Origin of the sequence: Pseudomonas sp. GM30 (assembly GCF_000282275.2) — a bacterium.
Taxonomy (GTDB): Bacteria; Pseudomonadota; Gammaproteobacteria; order Pseudomonadales; family Pseudomonadaceae; genus Aquipseudomonas.
Map to the genome: position 1 here is coordinate 15,123 of NZ_AKJP02000020.1, position 20,544 is coordinate 35,666.

The window sequence follows — 20,544 nt, forward strand, 5'->3', positions numbered from 1 at the left end:
AAATGTTTCAGTATGTTTCGGCGGACGCTAACAAGGGAGTGTGACGGTTGGGTGACAAAATGGAGCGGTGTCTACGACCCCTCCGCACTGTTAGACTGCTGCAATACCGAAACTGGCCTGAGTGAACCATGAAGCCTTCCATTGCTCTTGATCTGCAACGAGCTGCCGTTCGTGAGGTTGTCGGCAGATTCCGTGTGGCCAATCCACGCGTGTTTGGCTCGACGGTGTTGGGGACCGATATGGAAGGCAGTGACCTTGATCTGCTGGTCGATCCATTGCCCGGTGCCACCTTGTTTGATCTCGGCGGGCTTCAGGTTGAGCTTGAAGATTTGCTGGGCGTTACCGTCGACCTGCTGACGCCGGGAGACCTTCCGCTGAAGTTTCGTCAGCAGGTACTTGAACAGGCCCGGCCCATATGAACGAGAACCGACTTGCTCATGGCTATTTCATCAATCTGGATGTCGTCTGGGATACGGTTCAGGTTGCTTTGCCTGAGCTGTTGAGAGTCCTGCCCTCCGAGCAGCATTGATTGCACCTGCCCTGAGGCAGGTGCAATCTCGTCAATCTACGGCATCACCGGCGGCGTGTACGCCAATGTCGTCCCCAACACCCACAGCAGGAACAGCACCAGCGGCGTGTGCACCAGCAATTGCACGAACGAGAAGCCGATCAGGTCCCGTGCCTTCAGACCGAGCACGCCCAGCAGCGGCAGCATGTAGAACGGGTTGATCAGGTTCGGCAGCGCTTCGGCGGCGTTGTAGATCTGCACCGCCCAGCCGAGGTGGTATTGCAGATCGTTGGCCACTTGCATCACGTACGGCGCTTCGATGATCCACTTGCCGCCGCCGGACGGGATGAAGAAACCGAGAATGGCCGAGTACACGCCCATCAACAGCGCATAAGTGTCGTGAGAGGCGATGCTGACGAAGAAGGTCGAGATGTGATGGGCCAGCGTCTGCGCATCGGCGCCTTTGACCGTGGTCAGCAGCGCGGCAATCGAGCCGTACAGCGGGAACTGGATCAGCACGCCCGTGGTGGTCGGCACCGCGCGGGCCACCGCATCGAGGAAGCTGCGCGGGCGCCAGTGCAGCAGGGCGCCGAGCATGATGAACAGGAAGTTATAGGTGTTGAGCCCGGAAATCGCGGTGATCGCCGGTTTGGTCGAGAACTCGTGGAACAGCCAGCCGGCCGCCAGCAGCACCAGCAGAATGATCAGCAGCGGACTGTGTTCCAGCCATTCGCCCGGGCGGGTGCGTGGTTGCAGTGGTGGCAGGTTGAACGCCGGGTCGATGCCGCAATCCTTGGCATCACGCGCGGAGTTCGGGCCGGGCGCAGTGGCATAGGCGACGATGATCGAAATCACGATCAGCGCCAGCAGCATCGCGCCGGACTGCCAAAGGAAGATGGTCTGGGTGAACGGAATCACCCCGGTGATCGACAGGATCGCCGGCGGCAGGCTGGCCGGATTGGCCTGCAATTGCGCCGCCGACGATGACAGCCCCAGTGCCCACACCGCGCCAAGGCCCAGATATGCCGCCGCACCGGCCGCGCGGTAGTCCATTTTCAGATCGGTGCGGCGGGCGAGGGCGCGCACCAGCAAACCGCCGAACACCAGCGACAGGCCCCAGTTCAACAGCGAGGCGACCATCGAGATCAGCGCGACCCAGGCCACGGCGGAGCGGCCGTTTTTCGGGATGCGCGCCAGTTTGTCGATCAGTTTGACGGCGGGTGGCGAGCTGGCGACCACGTACCCGCCAATCACCACGAAGGCCATTTGCATGGTGAACGGGATCAGGCTCCAGAACCCGTCGCCGAACGCCATCGCGGCATCGGTGGGTTTGGCGCCCATGGCCAGCGTGGCCAACGCGACAATGATCACCGCCAGTGCGGCGAACACCCAGGAGTCGGGGAACCAGCGTTCGGCAAAGCTTGAACAGCGCAAGGCAAAGCGCGCGGAGCGGCTATCTTCGATATCAACGGCCACAGGGAGTACCTCGGATTTTTATGGTTATTGTGGTCCTTGGGACATTCAAACCCGACAACCCTGTGGCGAGGGAGCTTGCTCCCGCTGGACTGCGCAGCAGTCCCCTTCTTTTACGGTTCAGAGGGGGCCGCTTTGCGACCCAGCGGGAGCAAGCTCCCTCGCCACAGAGGCAGAACCTGATTCAGGTGTGTCCCGCCAGACAAGCCTCAACAGTAAATCAAGCCAAGCCATTTTGTGAGCAGGTTTTGCCAAACCATGACTATGGTCTAACGGGTTGTCCATCAGCGCATTTGCGTAGACCATGAGCGCCTTGGTTTTTTGCCTGCCAGAGTTCTTTGCCATGACTGCCCAATCCACAGCCCGACCGGTGCCGTTCAGCCGTTCCGACTACAAGACCCTCGGCCTTGCGGCCCTTGGCGGGGCGCTGGAGATCTACGATTTCATCATTTTCGTGTTCTTCGCCCTGACCCTCAGCCAGTTGTTCTTCCCGCCGGAAATGCCCGAATGGCTGCGTCTGCTGCAAAGCTTCGGGATCTTCGTCACCGGTTATCTGGCGCGCCCGCTGGGCGGAATTCTGATGGCGCATTTCGCCGACAGACTTGGGCGCAAGAAAGTCTTCAGCCTGAGCATCCTGATGATGGCGCTGCCGTGCCTGCTGATCGGGATCATGCCGACTTATGCCCAGATCGGTTATTTCGCGCCACTGCTGTTGCTGGCGCTGCGCATTCTTCAAGGTGCAGCGGTGGGGGGCGAGGTGCCGAGCGCCTGGGTGTTCGTCGCCGAGCACGCGCCTGCCGGACATCGCGGTTATGCATTGGGCTTCCTGCAGGCCGGGCTGACCTTTGGTTACCTGATCGGCGCGCTGACCGCTACGTTCCTCGCACAAGTGTTCACCCCGGCGGAAATTCTCGACTACGCCTGGCGTTATCCGTTCCTGCTTGGCGGAGTGTTCGGCGTGATCGGTGTGTACCTGCGCCGCTGGTTGAGCGAAACGCCGGTGTTCATGGCCATGGAAGCCCAGCGTGAGGCACGGGTCGAACTGCCGCTGCGTACGGTGTTGCGCGAACATCGCCTGGCGATGTTGCCGGCGATGCTGCTGACCTGCGTGCTCACCTCGGCGGTGGTGGTGTTCGTCGTCATCACCCCGACCATGATGCAGAAAACCTTCGGCATGACCGCCAGCCACACCTTCGCCCTGAGCGCGTTGGGCATCGTCTTTCTCAACATCGGTTGTGTGATTGCCGGATTGCTCGTCGATCGCATCGGTGCCTGGCGCACGGTCATGCTGTATAGCCTGCTGCTGCCCTTGGGCATTGGTGTGCTTTATAGCTGTCTGATCATGGGCGGCGACTGGGTGGGGTTGGCGTATGCCATCGCCGGTCTGGCGTGCGGAGTGGTCGGCGCGGTGCCGTCGGTGATGGTCGGTCTGTTCCCGGCGCGTATCCGGGTGTCCGGCATCTCCTTCACCTACAACATTGCCTACGCCGCATGGGCCAGCATCACACCGCTGTTGCTGATCGGTCTGATGCCGTGGAGCCCGTGGATCTGCGTGATGTTCTGTGCGGTGATGGGGGCGGTTGGCATCGTCAGCGCGGCCTACTTCGGCGGACGTATGCCGGGAGTCGGACGCCAATCCGTGGCGCCCTGTTCCTGAGAATTTTCAGGTCAGCCAGTGCCACCAGAGCAACGTCCCCACCAGTCCCACCACCGAGACGATGGTTTGCAGGATCGACCAGACCCAGATGGTCTGTTTGAGCTGCAAGCCAAAGTACTCGCGAACCATCCAGAAGCCGGCGTCGTTCACGTGGCAGAAGAACACTGAGCCGGCACCAATCGCCAGCGCCACCAGCGAACTTTGCGTCGCGGCGAGGCCCGCCATCATCGGCGCCAGAATCCCCGCTGTCGTCGTGGTCGCGACGGTCGCCGAACCCGTAGCCTGACGCAGCGCCACGGCAATCAGCCAGGCCAGCAGCAGATACGGCATGTGCGCACCTTCGGCGACCTTGCTGATGGTCTGGCTGACACCGGCGTCCAGCAAGGTCTGCTTCAAGCCGCCGCCGGCACCGATGGTCAGCAGCAAAACGGCAATCGGCGCGAGGCTTTTGCGCAGCGTACCGCCGACTTGCTCACGCGGCATGCCGTTGGCCCAGCCGAGGCAAATTACCGCCGCCATCACCGCAATGCCCAGCGCCACCAACGGTTCGCCGAGGAACTTCAGGGTCAGGGCGACGCTGCTTTCCGGGCTCATCGCAACCTTCGCCAGGGTGCTGCCGAGCATCAGCAGCACCGGCAGCAGAATGATCAGCAGCGACATGCCAAAACTCGGCTGGCGCGGTGCTTTCGGCGGGGCGCTGAACAGTGCACCGAGCTCTGCCGGCTCATCGACGTGCATGCGTTTCGACAGCCAGTTGCCGTAGATCGGCCCCGCCAGAATCACCGCCGGAATCGCAATGCTGAAGCCCAACAACATGGTCAGCCCCAGGTCGGCATGCAACGCGCTGACCGCGATCAGCGGCCCGGGATGCGGCGGCATCAAGGCATGCAGGGTGGTCATCCCGGCCAGCGCCGGAATGGCGATTTTCAACAATGGCTGCCCCGAACGACGGGCCATGACGAAGATGATCGGCACCATCATCACCAGGCCCACTTCGAAGAACAGCGGCAGACCGATCACCATCGCCACCAGCGCCATGACCCACGGCAGGGACTTGCCTTTGCCCAGCCCGAGCAGGGTCGAAGCGATACGGTCGGCAGCGCCGGACTCGGCCATCAGTGCGCCGAGCATCGAGCCCAGGGCGATGATGATCCCGGCTTCACCGAGAATCGCCCCGGCGCCTTTGCTGAAGGCCTTGGCGACATCTTCCGGCGGCAAACCGGCGCCGACACCAGCAATGAAAGTGCCGATCAGAATCGATAGAAAGGGCGGGAGTTTAGTCGCGCTGATCAGCACGATGATGGTGGCAATCGCCACCAGACAGCAGAGAATCAGGCGGGTGTCATGCACCATCCAGGCAGCGGTCGATAAATCCAAAACGGCACTCCTTATCGGGCGGATACCTGCAACATGTTGTTGCAATTTTCCCTGAGAATACCTGAAGTGGCCGGGCCAGAGCGGCGGCTTTTGTAACCGCGTTGCGGGGTGACGGTTTAGACCAATGGCCTATTGAGATTATTTTTGACTGACCGGTCTCAATCGCTCTTCAGAAAAGATTTCCAAGGCCGATGGTTAAGCTGCATCCCGCTTTCTACCCTGCCTATCGGTACTTCCCCATGTTCAACAAACGCCTCAAGCAAGAGCTGGCCACTCTTCGTGAAGAACTCTCCAGCCTGTTGCAGGTAAAGGAAAGCCTGGAAAGCGAGATGCTGGTGCTGACTCTGGAACCCGATGGGCGGATTCAGTCGGTCAACCAGAATTTCCTCGGCGAGATGCTCTACAAGAGTCAGGATCTGGTGGGGCGCGCCATTGAAGACATCGTTCCGGCGCACGTGAAGGCCGACGACTTTCATCACCGTTTCAAGGCCGCACTGACCCGTGGCGAGCATTTTGCTGGCGCAGTACGCCTGCTGCGCGGTAACGGCGAAGAAGCGTGGTTGCGCTCCATCGTGCAGCCGGTGCGCGCTTCGGATGGTCGGATCAAGCATTTCTCGATCTTCTCCAGCGACCTGACCCGCACCATCGAAGCTTCGCGCGAACACGAAAACCTGATCGGCGCGCTGGTGCGTTCGACGGCGGTGATCGAGTTCGACCTCAATGGCAACGTGCTCAATGCCAACGAGCGCTTTCTGCAGGGCATGGGTTACAGCCTGGCGCAGATCAAAGGCAAACATCACCGGATGTTCTGCACACCGGAGGAGTACAACAGCGCCGAGTACCAGAACTTCTGGCGTCGTCTGAACAATGGCGAGTTTGTCGCCGACCGCTTCAAACGGGTCGACAGCCATGGTCGTACGGTGTGGCTGGAGGCGTCCTACAACCCGGTGGTCGATGCCAACAACAAACTGTACAAAGTGGTGAAGTTCGCCACGGTGATCACCGATCAGGTCAACCGCGAACAAGCGGTGGCCGACGCGGCCAGCATTGCCTACAGCACTTCGCAGCAAACCGACAGCACCGCGCAACGTGGCACCACGGTGGTCACCGAGGCAGTGAATGTGATGCGTGATCTGTCGCGCCACATGCAGGCGGCCGGTGAGGGCATCGAGGCGCTGAACGAGCAGTCGCAGGTGATCGGTACCATCGTCAAAACCATCAGCGGCATTGCCGAACAGACCAACCTGCTGGCGCTCAACGCCGCCATCGAAGCGGCCCGCGCCGGCGAGCAGGGCCGGGGCTTTGCGGTGGTGGCCGACGAGGTGAGACAACTGGCCTCGCGCACCAGCCAGGCGACCGAAGAGATCGTCACCGTGGTGCGGCAGAACCAGGAGATGGCCCGCAACGCCGTGGCGCTGATGACCGATGGCAAGCTGCAGGCCGAGCAGGGGCTGGCGCTGGCGGCGGAGGCGGGCACGGTGATCGTCGAAATTCAGGACGGCGCGCAGAAAGTGGTGGATGCGGTCGGGCAGTTCGCCAATCAACTCTCCAACTAACCTTCATTGATCCCATGTGGGAGCGAGCTTGCTCGCGAATGCGGTGTGTCATTCAACATTGATGTAACTGACCTATCGCCTTCGCGAGCAAGCTCGCTCCCACAGGTTTTTCATCCGCCTTCTTTCTGTGGTCTGGCGCTACAATCTTCTCCTTTTTTCCCCGGAGCAGATCCCCATGAGCGCTTCCCATCGCCGCCCGGTTCCCCTGAACAAAGCCTACCGTCTGCTCAATCACGGGCCGACCGTGCTGGTCAGCGCTGCCCATGACGGCCAGCGCAACATCATGGCCGCCGCCTGGGCGATGCCGCTGGATTTCGAACCGCCGAAAGTAGCGGTCGTCCTCGACAAGTCCACCTGGACACGCCGGTTACTCGAAGCCTCCGGCACTTTTGTGCTCAACGTGCCGTGCGTCAATCAGGCCGACATCGTGCAAACCGTCGGCAATACCTCGGGGCTGGAGATCCGCCGGAGTCAGGAGCAGGACAAGTTTGAGGCTTACGGCCTGCAAACCTTCGCCGGTGAAACCGTTGAGGCGCCGTTGCTCGAAGGCTGCGTGGCCTGGCTCGAATGCCGCTTGCTGCCTGAACCGCGCAACCACGAGCAATACGACCTGTTCCTCGCCGAAGTCATCGCCGCTCAGGCTGACGAACGCGTGTTCAGCGACGGCCGCTGGCACTTCGACGGGTACGACGGCTTGCGCACGCTGCACCACGTCGCCGGCGGGCATTTCCTGACGATTGGCGATGCGGTGGACGGTAAAACCCTGCCGTTGTGATATTTGCCTGATGGAAAACCTGCGTCGGATGTAGCAAGGTGTGGGGCATCGTCGAACCAATCAGGCGCATGCCCCATGGATCTTTCGCTTTCCAGCTATCTCGCCCCGTTGCTGTCGCTGGCGCTGTTGTGGACGGTCGCGGTGGTCACCCCCGGCCCGAACTTTTTCAACATCGCCCAATTGGCGGTCAGCCGCTCGCGCCGTCATGGTGTGGTAGCGGCGCTCGGCGTCGCCAGCGGAACCGTGCTGTGGGGCCTGGCCGGTGGTCTGGGTATTCAGACCCTGTTCAGCGCGGCACCGACGCTGTACCTGAGCTTCAAGATCGCCGGTGGCTGCTACCTGATCTATCTCGGCCTCAAGCAGTTCAAACGCAAAGCGCCGATTGCCGCCGGTACGCTGGATGAGTCGCAACAGACTCTGCTGGGCGCCTACGGGCAGGGCTTTCTGGGAAACATGACCAACCCCAAGTCGGCACTGTTCGTCGCCACCATCTTCGCCACCGCGATGCCGGCCCACGTCTCGCCGCTACTGCTGACGCTGGCCGTGCTGACCATGGCCACGCTGTCGTTCAGTTGGTATTGCAGCGTCGCGCTGTTCTTCGCCAGCCGCCGGATCGCCAGTGTTTACGAGCGTTCACGGCAATGGCTGGATCGCCTGGCCGGTGGTTGTTATCTGCTGTTTGGTGCGCATTTGGTGGCTAGTCGCTGAGCGGGTCATATTGCGCGTTAAACCCGTTGCATGAAAAAAGGCTTACCTCGCGGTAAGCCTTTTGTTTTTCCTGCGTAACCTCAGTCCCCCAATGCTTCCCCTTCACGTCGTGGGTCAGCACCACCGGCCAACGATGCTTTACCCTGCGCATCCTTGACCCGCACGATCGCCTGCGTTCCGCTGGTCATGTCGATTTCATTTACCACATGCCCTTTATCTTTCAACGCCTGAATCAACGCCGGGCTGAACTGGCCTTGTTCCAGTTCGGTCGGGCCGTTGCGGCTGCCGAAGTTGGGCAGGCTGATGGCGCTTTGCGGGTCGAGGTTCCAGTCGAGCAGGCCGACGGTGGTTTTCGCCACGTATTCGATGATCTGCGAGCCGCCCGGCGAGCCAACACTGGCGAGAAATTCGCCGCTGTTGCGGTCGAAGATCAGGGTTGGCGCCATCGACGAGCGGGGGCGTTTGCCGGGTTCGACGCGGTTGGCGACTTTCTGCCCGTTCTCTTCGGGGATGAACGAGAAGTCGGTCATCTGGTTATTCAGCAAAAAGCCTTGAACCATCAGGTGCGAGCCGAACGCCGCTTCGATGGTGGTGGTCATCGACACCGCGCCACCGAGGTCATCCACCGCCACCACTTGCGAGGTGGAGATGCGCAGCGGCGAGCGATCCGGCGCATAAGCCACTTGCACGCCCGGCGGGGTGCCCGGTTGGGCGCTGCCCATGCTGCGCTCGCCGATCAGGCTGGCGCGGCTGGCCAGATAACCCGGATCGACCAGGCCTTTGACCGGCACCGGCACGAAGTCGGTGTCGGCCACGTATTGCGCGCGGTCGGCGTAGGCCAGGCGTTCGGCTTCGGCGATCAGGTGCACGGCTTGCGGCGTCGGTTCGATGCCGGCGGGTTTGTCGGTCTTCACCGGTTTGAGCGGCGCCAGCGACAGGCGCGGGTCGCGGGTTTCCAGCGCCTGCAAGGTGCCGAGAATCTGCGCCACGGCGATCCCGCCCGACGACGGCGGCGGCATGCCGCAGACCTGCCAGCGTTTGTAGTCGGTACACAGCGGTGCGCGTTCCTTGGCCTGATAACGCTGAAGATCATTCAGCGACAGGCTGCCGGGGTTGGCGTGGCCCTGCACCTTGGCGACGATCTCTTCGGCAATCGGGCCTTTGTACAGTGCGTCCGGGCCTTCGTTGGCGATGCGCTTGAGCACGGCGGCGAGCGCCGGGTTCTGCAGGCTCGTGCCGACCGCTTTGACGCTGCCGTCGCGGTTGAGAAAGTACGCGGCCATGTCCGGCGATTTACGGATCACCGGGTCGGATTCCAGCAGCGAATGCAGGCGCGGTGAAATCGCAAAGCCCTGCTCGGCGAGTTTGATCGCCGGCTCAAACAGCGTGGCCCATGGCAGCCGCCCGTGTTGTTTGTGTGCCATTTCCAGCGCACGCAACACGCCCGGCGTGCCCACCGAGCGCCCGCCGATCTGTGCCTGCGGGAACGGCATCGGTTTGCCGTCAGCCTGCAGGAACAACTTCTCGGTGGCGCCCGCCGGTGCGGTTTCGCGTCCGTCATAGGTGCGCACCTGTTTGCCGTCCCACAACACGATCATCGCACCGCCACCGATCCCGGAGGATTGCGGCTCGACCAGCGTCAGCACCGCCTGCATCGCAATCGCTGCATCAATCGCCGAACCACCCTTGCGCAGCATCTCGCGCCCGGCCTCGGCGGCCAGCGGGTTGGCGGCAGCGGCCATGTGTTTGCTGGCGTGGCGGGTCTGCAGATCGGTGCGGTAACCGGAAGCGGCTTCCGGCGCCAGTGGCAAAGTCGAGGAGGGCGGGGCGTTGCATGCGGTGAGGGTCAGGGCGCTGATGATCAGCGTCAGGGCAGGCAGGTGAAAGCGGCTCAGGGGCAGGGCTGGAAACACGTGGTGCTCTCCGTCCGTGGGGTGAAAGGTCTGACGGACTTTATCGACCGGTCGGTCGCGACGCAAACCGGCGGGCATTTTTGTCTTTCTTTTCGGGGCGGATGTTCGCTAGGGTCAATCCCGAATTCATCGAACTGAAACAAAGCCCCTGTGGGAGCGAGCTTGCTCGCGAATGCAGCGTGTCAGGCAACCAAAATGTTGAATGCACAATCGCCTTCGCGAGCAAGCTCGCTCCCACAAATACAAAACCAACATGAGGCGACGCATGCACAGCGAGTTTCCCACCGAATCCAGTTATCGCGATCAACGCGAACAGTTTTTGAGCGCTGCCAACGGCGCCGGAGCCACGCTCACCTCCTACGCCCATCCGCGTTGCGGCCCCTTCGGCGAACCCTTGAGCACTGACGTCGCGGTGCTCGGTGATCCACAGGCAAAGCGCCGGCTGGTGACGCTCAGCGGTACTCACGGAGTCGAGGGCTATTACGGTTCGGATTGCCAGATCGACTGGCTGAAGACCTTCGTGCCCGGCTCGCTGCCCAAGGATGTCGCGGTAGTGATGATCCACCTGATCAATCCATGGGGTACCGCGTGGCTGCGCCGGGTCAACGAAGACAACATCGACCTCAACCGCAATCACCTGGATTTCACCGGGCCGCTGCCGGACAACCGCGCCTACGCCACACTGCACGAGATCTACGCCTGCACCGATTTGCACGGCCCCGAGCGTGAGCGCGCCGATGCCTTGCTCGATGCGCACATTGCCGAACACGGCTGGCCGGCGGTGATGTCGATTGTCGAGGGCGGCCAGCATAGCCATCCCGATGGACTGTTCTATGGCGGCCGCGCGCCGAGCTGGTCGAATCGCACGTTGCATCAGATCATCGACGCACATGTAGCTGGCGCTGAAACCGTCATGTGCTTCGACCTGCACACCGGGGCAGGGGAGTACGGGCATCCGATGTTGCTCACCATCACCCAGGCGCCTTATCCGGCACTCGCGCAGGCACAGGCGATTTATGGCCCATGGCTTTACACGCTGCACACCGGCGCCGAGACCTTGAGCGAAACCGGTGTGGCAGCGACGGCGACCGGGTACACCTCACAGGCGCTGCTCAATGCGTTGCCCAATGTGCAACTGATGCCATTCGTGATCGAGTGCGGGACGTATCCGGGGCCAGACGTGCATCGGCATTTGCGCGATGACCATTGGCTGCATCTGCATGGTGATCCGCTGGATGCGACGGGACAGGCTATCAAGTTGAATCTGCTGGAGCAGTTCTATCCGGCGGATCCGGACTGGCGGGCGATGGTCGGGTTGCGAACCCGGCAGATCTGGGCGAAAGGGTTGGCGGCCCTGTCGGCAGAGCAGCCTGAATAGGTCAGGCTTGGCATTGTGGTGAGGGGATTTATCCCCGATGGACTGCGCAGCAGTCCCATGCGTTTTTACTGGGGAAGAAGGGCGCTGCGCGCCCCATCGGGGATAAATCCCCTCACCAGAGATGATGGTTTTTTCGAGGCATAAAAAAACGGCCTACCTTTCGGTAAGCCGTTTTTAGTACTTGGTGGCTACACAGGGACTTGAACCCCGGACCCCAGCATTATGAATGCTATGCTCTAACCAACTGAGCTATGTAGCCAAGTGGCGCGCATTATTCCCCTGAAATGGAAAAGCGTCAAGCGTAAATTCAAAAATTTTTTCTACGCTTTCAACCGTTTATCAAAATCATGGGCCGAGCAGCGGTGAAGGAACGCGTTCGAACCAGCGGCTGGCCTGTTCATACGCGTGCGCCAGTTGCAGAACCGCGAAGTCCGCCTGATGCCGGCCGATGATCTGCAGCCCCATTGGCAACCCCTGTGCATTGAAGCCGGCCTGGACGCTGGCCACCGGACAACCGGACAACGTGCCGGGGATCACCACCTCCATCCAGCGGTGATACGTGTCCATGGCCACGCCTTCGATTGCCTTGGGCCACGGCTGGGTTTTATCGAACGGGAAGACTTGGGCGCTCGGCAGCAGCAGATAGTCGTAGTGTTCGAACAAGCGCGAGATCGCCCGATACCAGTCGCTGCGCACCACCGAGGCAGCGAACACTTCGCTGGCCGAGAGCTTGAGGCCGTTTTCCACTTCCCAGCAGGCTTCCGGTTTCAACTGCGCGCGCTTCTGCGGATCGGCGTAGGCCGCGCCCAACGACCCCGCGACCATCCAGTGCCGCAACGTCCGCCAACTGCTCCACAACCGCTCAGGCGCGAAACCCGACTCAACCGATTCAACCCGGCAGCCGAGGCTTTCGAAGTCGGCAAAGGTTTTTTCGCACAGTCCGAGGATGCCGTTCTCCATCGGCAGATAACCGTTGAAATCCCCCAGCCATCCCAACCGCGTGCCTCTGAAATCACGCTCCAGCGGCGCCGCAAAGACCTCACCGGATTCAGCGATGGACAGTGGCGCTCGCGCATCGCTCCCGGCCTGCACCGACAGCAACAACGCCGCATCCCTCACGCTGCGCGCCATCGGCCCTTCATAACCGAGCTGATCGAAAAACAGATCGGCACTATCATCAAACGGCACCCGACCCTGAGAAGGCCGAAATCCGAAGATATTGTTGAACGCCGCCGGGTTGCGCAGCGACCCCATCATGTCGCTGCCATCGGCCACCGGCACCAGATGCATCGCCAGCGCTGCCGCCGCGCCACCGCTGCTGCCGCCCGCGGTTTTGCTCGGGTCAAAGGCGCAACCAGTGGCGCCAAACAGCGGGTTGTAACTCTGCGAACCGAGGCCGAATTCCGGGGTGTTGGTCTTGCCGATGATGATCGCACCGGCAGCCTTGATCCGCTCGACCATGATGCCGTCGCGCTCGGGGATAAAGTCCTTGAACAACGGTGAGCCGAGCGTGGTGCGGATGCCACGGGTCAGCGACAGATCCTTGATCGCGTGGGGCAGGCCGTGCATCCAGCCACGGTATTCACCGCGCGTCAGTTCGGCATCGCGTTCATCGGCCTGGGCCAGCAGGGTTTCAGGTGACTGCAGGCTGATCAGCGCATTGACCTGCGGGTTGAAACGTTCGATATGGGCAAGATAAGTCTGCATCACTTCGCGGCAGGACACCTGGCGCAGGCGGATGCGTTCGGCGAGCGCGTGGGCCTGCAGCAGGACCAGTTCGCTGATGTTATTGGAATTCATGACAACGGCGCCTTTCAGACGGCTGGAGAAATGCCCCGGCCGCATGCCGGGGCGGGCAGGGGTCAACGCATCAGGTTGGTCCAGAGACGGTCAGCAAGGCGGATCGCACCTTCGCCGCAAGTCTTGCTGAACACCACGTGGGTGCCCTCGGGAATGTGCAGCTCCGGCGCATCCTTGAGCGCCGCATCGAGGAACGGTTCGACGCCTTTGATCGGGCTCTGGTGCTTGAGGAAGTTCTGGGTCATCGCCGAGTTTTCCGGCTGGCTGAGGAAGGCGATGAACGCCTTGGCATTTGCCGGGTTCTTGCTGCCGGTAGGGATGACCATGTTGTCGACCCAGGCCAGCACGCCTTCTTTCGGGTACAGGTATTTCAGGCTCGGTTTCATCTCGCGGGCGCGCATCGACGAGCCGCCCCAGAACATCGACATGTCGATTTCACCCGAGGCGAGGTTCTCGCGGATCGAGCCGGCCTTGGAGCTGTAGGTCTTCACGAATGGCTTCTGCGCCTTGAGCAGCGTGAGGATCTGCTGCATCTGTTTCGGGTCTTCACTGCACAGCGGAATGTTCAGGTACAAGCTCGCCATGTCGACCATGTCGCTGACCGAATCGAACATGTTGATCCGCCCCTGCAACTCGGCTGGCGGCTCGTACAAAACCTTGTAGCTGTCGGCCGGGCCTTTGTAGCGCGCACTGTCGAGGACCACGCTGGTGGTGCCCCAGATGAACGGCACCGAATAGGCGCCTTCCGGGTCCCAGCTCGGTTTTTTCAGGTTGTCCACAACGCTGGCGTAGTACGGCTCCTTGACCGGATCGAAACGCTCCAGCAGGTTTTCCTTGATCAGGATCGGGATGAACTGGTGCGAAGGAATTGCCACGTCATACCCGGCGCCGCCCTGTTTCAATTTCGCCAACAAAGTCTCGTTGGAGTCATAGGAATCGACGGTGACTTCGATGCCGGTCTGCTTCTGGAACTTGGCGAGAATCTCCGGCGAGAAGTACCCGCTCCAGCTCACCACGTTGAGTTTCTCCGCAGCCTGAACGCTGCCGGTCATCGCCAGCGGCACAGTCAGGAACAACGCAGTGCCGACGCTTTTCATCCACTTGCTCATGCTATTTCCCCACGGTTCTTGAAAGGTTCAGGCGTTCTTTTTGCCCAGCAGGTAAGAGAGGCTCACGAACAGCACCGAGACGCCCAGAATCAGGGTCGACACGGCGTTGACGTCGGGTGTCACGCCCATGCGCAACAGGCCGAAGATGAAGATCGGCAGGGTCGTGGTGCCGGCCTGGGAGACCAGCATCGAGATCACGAAGTTATCCAGCGAGACGATGAAAGCCAGCATCAACCCGGAGAAAATCCCCGGCATCAGCAGCGGCAAGGTCACTTTGCGAAACGTGCGCCACGGGCCGGCATAGAGGTCGGCCGAGGCCTGTTCCAGTGACAGGTCCATGTCGTTCAAGCGTGCGCGGATCGGCAGGTAGGCGAACGGAATGCAGAACACCGTATGGGCGATGATCAGGTTGCCGTAACCCAGCGACAGGCCAATGGTCGAGAACAGCGCCAGCGTCGCCACACCAACGACAATTTCCGGCAGCACCAGCGGCAACATGATCGCGCCCATCGACAATTGCAGGCCCTTGAACTTGGCACCGCGTGAGGTGCCGAGGGCGGCGAGGGTGGCAATCGCTGTGGCGATCATGCTCGCGCAGACCGCGATCAACAGGCTGTTGCCGGCGGCCTGGCGCAAGGCCTGATTGGCGAACGCGGCGCGATACCAGTCGAGGCTGAAACCGGTCCACACCGTCGCCGACTGGTTGGCGTTGAACGAGAACACCACCAGCACCACGATCGGCGCGTACAGGTACAGATAGAACAGGAAACTGAAGCCGCCGAAGCCGGGGAAGTCCTGCACGCCCAGCCCTTTGCGTTTGAATAATCCGAGCATCACGCACCTCCCTTGGCGATGCGCTGGCGCTCGGCGCGCAGGGCATACACGGTCAGCACCAGCATCACCGCGGCCATCAGCACCAGCGACAGCGCGGCGCCGAACGGCCAGTTACGCGCATCGCTGAACTGCCGGAAGATCAGGTTGCCGAGCATCATCCGTGTGCCACCGCCGAGCAGTTCCGGGGCGATCATCGCGCCCAGGCACGGCACGAACGTGAGGATGGCGCCGGCGAGAATTCCCGGTTTGGCAATCGGCAATACCACTTTGCGCAAAGTGCGCACGCGGCCGGCATACAGATCCTGCGCCGCTTCGAGCAGGCGGATGTCCATTTTTTCCAGCGTCGCGTAGATCGGCAACACCACGAACGGCGCGTAGGTATAAACCAGCCCCAGCAGCACCGCGCCGTCGGTGTACAACAACTGCAACGGCTCATGGATGACACCCATGCCCATCAGGCTGTTGTTGATCACCCCGGTGTTGCGCAGCAGCAGAATCCACGCATAAGTGCGGATCAGCAGGTTGGCCCAGAACGGCACGGTGATCAGAAAGATCAGCAAGCCACGCCGGTGCGCCGGTTGCATCGCCAACCACACCGCGACTGGAAAACCGATCAACAGGGTAATGACGGTGGTCAGGCCGGCGATGCCGATCGAGCGCAGGGCGATGATCAGGTAGGAGTCGGCAAAGACGAGGCTGTCGTCCATCTGGCGTTCGAACAGTAACGAGGTGTAGGCATCGGTGTTGAAGACTTTGTTGACCCCGCCGTAGGGGTTGGCTTCCATCAGCGAATAGCCGATGACAATCAGGATCGGCACCAGCAGAAACAGGCCAATGGCGACCAGCGCCGGGCTGACCCCGAGGAAACTCTGGAAGGCCTTGCGGCGCTCCAGCGTGTTGGCAATCGGTAAGGCGTGCATGGCAACTCCTCGGGCTCAATCGTGCAGGACGCTGGCGCTTCCCCGGTCAAACAACAGACCGGCCTGACTGCCGACGGCAAAGCGCAGGCTCTGGTCGACGCAGTTGGGCGTGCGCACGGTGAGGCGCGAACCGTCGCTGAGGCTGACCTGATATTGCAGATCGGTGCCGAGGTAGATCTGCGCTTCGATCCGGCACGGCAGCGCGGCTTCGGTCGCGGCGGGCACCAGATGCAGCCGCTCGGGGCGTACCGACAAGGTCACGCTGGCGCCGACCGCCACGTCGCTGCACGCTTGCGCCGGCAGCGGATGCCCGGCCGGCCCGGCGAACCAGGCTTGGCCGTCCTCGATCTTCGTCACCGTGCCCTGGATGAAGTTGGTTTCGCCGATGAAGTCGGCCACGAAGCGATTGCGCGGCCGTTCGTAGATGTCTTCCGGGCGGCCGACTTGCTGCACTTCGCCTTCGGACAACACGGCGATGCGGTCGGACATGGTCAGCGCTTCTTCCTGATCGTGGGTGACGAAGATGAAGGTGATGCCGGTCTTGGCCTGAATGGTTTTCAGTTCTTCGCGCATGGCCTGGCGCAGCTTGAGATCGAGGGCCGACAGTGGCTCATCCAGCAGCAGGACTTTTGGGTGCGGTGCCAACGCACGGGCCAGCGCCACACGTTGTTGCTGGCCGCCGGACAGCTGCGCCGGTTTGCGATTGGCGAAGCGTTCCATCTGCACCAGCGCGAGCATCTCGCGTACCCGCTCGGCGATTTGCGCTTTGTTCAGCACCTTGCCCATTGGATGCGATTCAAGCCCGAAGGCCAGGTTCTCGGCGATGGTCATGTGCGGGAACAATGCGTAATGCTGGAACACCGTGTTGACCGGGCGTTGGAATGGCGGGCGATCAGCGATGTTTTCGCCGTACAGCAGGATCTCGCCTTCGGTGGGAAACTCGAAGCCGGCGATCATCCGCAGCAGGGTGGTTTTGCCGCAGCCGGAAGGGCCGAGCAGGGTAAAGAATTCGTTGTCGCGAATGTCCAGGTCGATGTTTTTCAACGCCACCGGACCGGTGTTCGGGTCACCGTAAACCTTGCGCACCGAGCGGATCGACACCGCCAGTGTTTGCAGCGAATGCAGGGCATTCATGCGTTACCTCCGATTCCCCCATCGCCTGCGACTGCGCTGCGAATCAGCGACGTCGTCGGGCCATGGATATTATTTTTCTGGGCAGGATCGAGATTGCGTACGGGGTGAAACCAGCTGTTTTTTTGTTCTGCTGTGGCTCGATTATCAGCCAGGGGTTGCGCGGGGCGACACTTCAATTTAAACATGGCAGCTGTTAGTTAATTTAACAGCCAAAGGTGCCAGGAATCATGCCCGACCACCGTTTGCCGCCGCTCAACGCGGTGCGTGCGTTTGATGCCGCCGCGCGTTTGGGCAGCTACGTCGAAGCCTCGAAAGCCCTGCACGTGACCCAGCCGGCGATTGGTCGGCATGTGAAGTTGCTCGAGGACTGGCTGGGCATTCAGTTGTTCGAGCGCACTTCGCGCGGGGTCAACCTGACGCCGGCAGGGGAGAAGTACCACCGCAAGATCAGCGCCGCGTTGCAGTTGATCATCGAGGCCGGCAAAGAGGCGCAGCCCAAGGATGCCGAGCGCTGGTTGCGGATCATGGTGGTGCCGGGGTTTGCCAAGCGCTGGCTGATGCCGCGCATCGAAGCAATGCGCCATTTGCGCCCGGGTTTGAAGTTCGCCATCGAACCGAACTCGACCTTCACCGAAGTCGACGGCAAGAGCGCCGATCTGGGCATCGTCTACGGCCTCGACGGGCAATACGCCGATTCCCGTGAAGCGCTCATCTGCCCGCGCGTGTTTCCAATCTGCACCCCGCAATACCTCGCCAGCATCGGGCCTGTGGCCGGCCCGGCCGATCTGGTTCGGCATGAGCTGATCCACGTCGATGACGGCGAATGGTGGAACCTGTGGTTCGCCGCCCACGAGCTGGATATTCACCTCAATTCCGACATGCTCTACGTCAACAACGATCACGCACTGTCGGTGGCCGAGAGCGGACAGGGCATTGCCTTGGCCAACGAAGTGCTGGTTCGCGAGGAACTCAAGTCCGGCAAACTGGTGCGCGCGGTGGACGCGCAGGTGAAGCTGGAAAGCTATCGGGTGCTCACGCCGTCCGCCGAACTGTCGGCGGATGCGGCGTGGTTTATTCAGTGGCTGAAGACCGAGCTGGAAGCGGACTTCCCCGAAGCCGTGATCAACTGAGGCGGAAGCGCGCGGTGTTATCGCTCAGGGCTTTGCTGCCCTGGCTCAAGGTGTCCGCCGCCAGATTCACCGCGCGGGCGCCTTCGAGCAAGCGCACCGCTGCCTGATCGACCTGCTGGATATTGCCGCTGACCTCATCGGCGGTGCTCGCCTGTTCTTCCACGGCAGTGGCGATCTGCGCCAGGGTGTCGGTGACACTTTGTACGGCGCTGGCGATTTCGCCGAGACGCTCACCAAGACCGGTCACGGCTGCGGCATCCGATTGCGCCTGGCCGCAGGCGGCTTCCATCAGGCTCACCGCCTCGTTGACCGTGGCGCGTAAGCTGTCGACGGTGCCGGCAATCTGCGCAGTGGACGATTGCGTGCGTTGCGACAGGCTGCGCACTTCATCGGCGACCACGGCAAATCCGCGTCCCTGTTCGCCAGCGCGTGCCGCCTCGATCGCAGCGTTGAGCGCCAGCAGGTTGGTCTGCTCGGCGACGCCACGAATGGTGTCGACCACCAGTTGAATCTGCTGGCCTTGTTCGCTGACTCGACCGAGCGCGGCGGCGGTGTCGTTCAGGCGTTGATTAAGCTGTTGAATGCTTGCCGTGGTGCGTTGGCTGTCACGGCTGCTGTCGGCGGCGATGCGCCGGGTGTGCTGGGCGCTGCCGGAGGCCTGTTCGCAACTCTGCGCCACACCTTGCGACGTGGCGGCCAGTTGCGTGGCAGCGGCGGCGATCTGGCTGATCTGCAACTGCTGCGCTTCGACTTCGCTGAGCGCGCCGCTGGAATGATCGTTGAGGCTGCGCACAGCGTGACTTAGTTGCGAGGTTTCGTGATCGACCCCGAGCATGCTCGCGCGCAGTTGCACCACGGCGACGTTGAGCGCGGTGCTGATCGCCGCCAGCTCATCGCGGCCCACCACCGGCACTTGCAGGCTGAGATTGCCGTCGCGCAGGGCTTCGGCGAGCAGGGTAATGCCGCTGGCGCTGCGCCGGATCGAGGCTTGCAGGCAGACGAACAGATACAGCGCCGCCAGCAGCAGGCAACCGAAGATCGCCGCGACCACGATGAATTGGCGAATCGCCGAAGCGTGGTAGGCATCCAGACGCTGATCCAGCGACAGCAGTGATTGCTGGCGCAACGACGCAAGATCGCTCAGCAGGGCGTCGAGGCTGCGTTCGAAGTCTTCAGGCTTGAGGCTAATACTGCCGCCGAACACGCCGTCATCCAGCACCTTCAGGCCGGCATCGAGGCGTTTGAGACTGTCGTGGTACTGACCGGCCCAGGTTTGCAGATCGCTCGGCAGACGCGCTTCGAGCAGGCCGGCGGTTTTCACGAGCTGCTCGCGGGCATCGCCGATGCGGCCACGCAAGTCACGCAGCTGCAAGCGGCTTTGCAGGGTGAATTGTCCCGAGACCACCGAAGCCTGGCCGACCGCCGCCAGACGACCTACGCGCTCGATCAGGTCCGGCGCGTGCTGCGTGGAGATCTGTGTCAGCAGATAGGTTTCCAGCCATGGCGCCAGCGTCAGGCGGTTGTCCATGACAATCTGCTCGCGCAAGGCTTGCAGGGCGCTGAGGGCGTTGGTGAAACGCTCATAACCGTCCGGCCACCAGCCGACGCTGCTCAGGCTTTTCGAATCCAGACCGCCGAGCGCGGTTTGCAGCGCTTGATAGCGGGCGAGGGTTTCGCCTTCGGCGCCTTCCTTGTTCAGGGCGTTGCCCAGATCCGTGGTGGCTTGCAGAACAGCGGGCTGAACCTTGTCGAACGCAGCCATGGCGGCGAGGGTCGCCGGGGTCGGCTGACGATTGGTTTCGGTGGCACGCCAACGGGCGGCGCGGTCACGCTGGGCGGCGAGCAGGTTGTCCAGCGCATCGAGGCTGAGCAACTGCCGCACCCCGGCGCGTTCGCCGGAAATCAGATTGAGCCTGTCGCGATAGTCCTGGCCGATCATCAACAGGCTGCCGGCCAACGGCAGAATGAACAGCAGAAACAACAGCTGGAATTTACGTGCGAAGCCAAACCGCCCCAGCAATTTGATCCCCGGTGAAAGGAAAGCCTGCATGCCTCATGACTCCTCTGGACACCACGCACCGATGGCGTGCATCGCGGTCGTGCAACCCGGATGTCGTGCCCTGCTAAAAGGCCTCGAAAGTTCACTCTTGCCCGCTCTGTAGGCCGGCTCTGTAGCGAAACTTCCCATTCTCGGCAGCCTTTGTAAGGCCGCCGCGTTCGAGGGGAGAAGCAAGGCAAGATTCAGACCATGGCGTTGAGCTATCACCCTTCT

Annotated in this window: 16 protein-coding genes, 1 tRNA gene and 2 pseudogenes; 9 read left to right on the top strand and 10 right to left on the bottom strand. The window is 61.8% G+C overall.

What is annotated here, in order from left to right:
- Positions 1-128: 128 nt before the first annotated feature.
- Positions 129-419, top strand: coding sequence for a nucleotidyltransferase family protein (locus PMI25_RS13275; protein WP_007961534.1), 291 nt, complete (start codon positions 129-131; stop codon positions 417-419).
- A complete protein-coding gene (locus tag PMI25_RS28105; protein WP_007961536.1) occupies positions 416-529 on the top strand; it encodes a HepT-like ribonuclease domain-containing protein in 114 nt (37 codons plus the stop codon). The genes PMI25_RS13275 and PMI25_RS28105 overlap by 4 nt, the downstream gene beginning before the upstream one ends.
- 36 nt (positions 530-565) lie before the next feature.
- Here PMI25_RS28105 and PMI25_RS13280 read toward each other — a convergent pair whose 3' ends face one another.
- Positions 566-1,984 carry a short-chain fatty acid transporter gene (locus PMI25_RS13280; RefSeq protein WP_007961537.1) on the bottom strand — a complete coding sequence of 473 codons (1,419 nt, stop codon included), beginning with the start codon at positions 1,982-1,984 and terminating at the stop codon, positions 566-568.
- A 340-nt stretch (positions 1,985-2,324) separates the two neighbouring features.
- Here PMI25_RS13280 and PMI25_RS13285 point away from each other — a divergent pair, with 340 nt between their 5' ends.
- Complete coding sequence (locus tag PMI25_RS13285; protein ID WP_007961538.1) at positions 2,325-3,638, top strand: MFS transporter; 1,314 nt, start codon at positions 2,325-2,327, stop codon at positions 3,636-3,638.
- 6 nt (positions 3,639-3,644) lie between these two features.
- Here the strand turns inward: PMI25_RS13285 and PMI25_RS13290 are convergent, their stop codons facing one another.
- A complete protein-coding gene (locus PMI25_RS13290) occupies positions 3,645-5,015 on the bottom strand; it encodes a GntT/GntP/DsdX family permease (protein WP_007961539.1) in 1,371 nt (456 codons plus the stop codon).
- Positions 5,016-5,344: 329 nt separating this feature from the next.
- On the opposite strand from PMI25_RS13290, the pseudogene PMI25_RS29930 reads away from it, so the two are divergent.
- The 4 genes and pseudogenes from PMI25_RS29930 to PMI25_RS13305 form a co-directional block, all read left to right on the top strand.
- Positions 5,345-6,031, top strand: a pseudogene (locus tag PMI25_RS29930) (PAS domain-containing protein); the annotation flags it as partial.
- A 102-nt stretch (positions 6,032-6,133) separates the two neighbouring features.
- Positions 6,134-6,571, top strand: a pseudogene (locus tag PMI25_RS29935) (methyl-accepting chemotaxis protein); the annotation flags it as partial.
- Between the two features lie 175 nt (positions 6,572-6,746).
- Positions 6,747-7,346, top strand: a complete 600-nt coding sequence (locus tag PMI25_RS13300; RefSeq protein ID WP_007961541.1) for a flavin reductase family protein — start codon at positions 6,747-6,749, stop codon at positions 7,344-7,346.
- Between the two features lie 75 nt (positions 7,347-7,421).
- Positions 7,422-8,054: a LysE family translocator gene (locus tag PMI25_RS13305; protein ID WP_007961542.1), complete on the top strand. Its 633-nt coding sequence runs from the start codon at positions 7,422-7,424 to the stop codon at positions 8,052-8,054.
- Between the two features lie 80 nt (positions 8,055-8,134).
- Here PMI25_RS13305 and ggt read toward each other — a convergent pair whose 3' ends face one another.
- Complete coding sequence (gene ggt / locus PMI25_RS13310; protein WP_007961543.1) at positions 8,135-9,967, bottom strand: gamma-glutamyltransferase; 1,833 nt, start codon at positions 9,965-9,967, stop codon at positions 8,135-8,137.
- A gap of 265 nt (positions 9,968-10,232) precedes the next feature.
- Between ggt and PMI25_RS13315 the strand changes: the two genes are divergently transcribed.
- Positions 10,233-11,345 (top strand): DUF2817 domain-containing protein, encoded by a 1,113-nt coding sequence (locus PMI25_RS13315; RefSeq protein ID WP_007961545.1) that lies wholly within the window; start codon positions 10,233-10,235, stop codon positions 11,343-11,345.
- A 182-nt stretch (positions 11,346-11,527) separates the two neighbouring features.
- Here PMI25_RS13315 and PMI25_RS13320 read toward each other — a convergent pair.
- The 6 genes from PMI25_RS13320 to PMI25_RS13345 form a co-directional block, all read right to left on the bottom strand.
- Positions 11,528-11,604 (bottom strand) — tRNA-Met (locus PMI25_RS13320).
- Between the two features lie 86 nt (positions 11,605-11,690).
- A complete protein-coding gene (locus PMI25_RS13325) occupies positions 11,691-13,145 on the bottom strand; it encodes an amidase (protein WP_007961547.1) in 1,455 nt (484 codons plus the stop codon).
- A gap of 62 nt (positions 13,146-13,207) precedes the next feature.
- Complete coding sequence (locus PMI25_RS13330; RefSeq protein ID WP_371921156.1) at positions 13,208-14,242, bottom strand: ABC transporter substrate-binding protein; 1,035 nt, start codon at positions 14,240-14,242, stop codon at positions 13,208-13,210.
- A gap of 39 nt (positions 14,243-14,281) precedes the next feature.
- On the bottom strand, positions 14,282-15,088 hold the full coding sequence (locus PMI25_RS13335; RefSeq protein ID WP_007961551.1) for an ABC transporter permease: 807 nt from the start codon (positions 15,086-15,088) through the stop codon (positions 14,282-14,284).
- A complete protein-coding gene (locus tag PMI25_RS13340) occupies positions 15,088-16,008 on the bottom strand; it encodes an ABC transporter permease (protein WP_007961552.1) in 921 nt (306 codons plus the stop codon). Before PMI25_RS13340 ends, PMI25_RS13335 begins: the two co-directional genes overlap by 1 nt.
- 15 nt (positions 16,009-16,023) lie before the next feature.
- Complete coding sequence (locus PMI25_RS13345; protein WP_007961553.1) at positions 16,024-17,142, bottom strand: ABC transporter ATP-binding protein; 1,119 nt, start codon at positions 17,140-17,142, stop codon at positions 16,024-16,026.
- 227 nt (positions 17,143-17,369) lie between these two features.
- Between PMI25_RS13345 and PMI25_RS13350 the strand changes: the two genes are divergently transcribed.
- Positions 17,370-18,272, top strand: coding sequence for a LysR substrate-binding domain-containing protein (locus PMI25_RS13350; protein WP_007961554.1), 903 nt, complete (start codon positions 17,370-17,372; stop codon positions 18,270-18,272).
- Here PMI25_RS13350 and PMI25_RS13355 read toward each other — a convergent pair.
- Complete coding sequence (locus tag PMI25_RS13355) at positions 18,265-20,322, bottom strand: methyl-accepting chemotaxis protein (protein WP_007961557.1); 2,058 nt, start codon at positions 20,320-20,322, stop codon at positions 18,265-18,267. The genes PMI25_RS13350 and PMI25_RS13355 overlap by 8 nt on opposite strands.
- Positions 20,323-20,544: the final 222 nt, after the last annotated feature.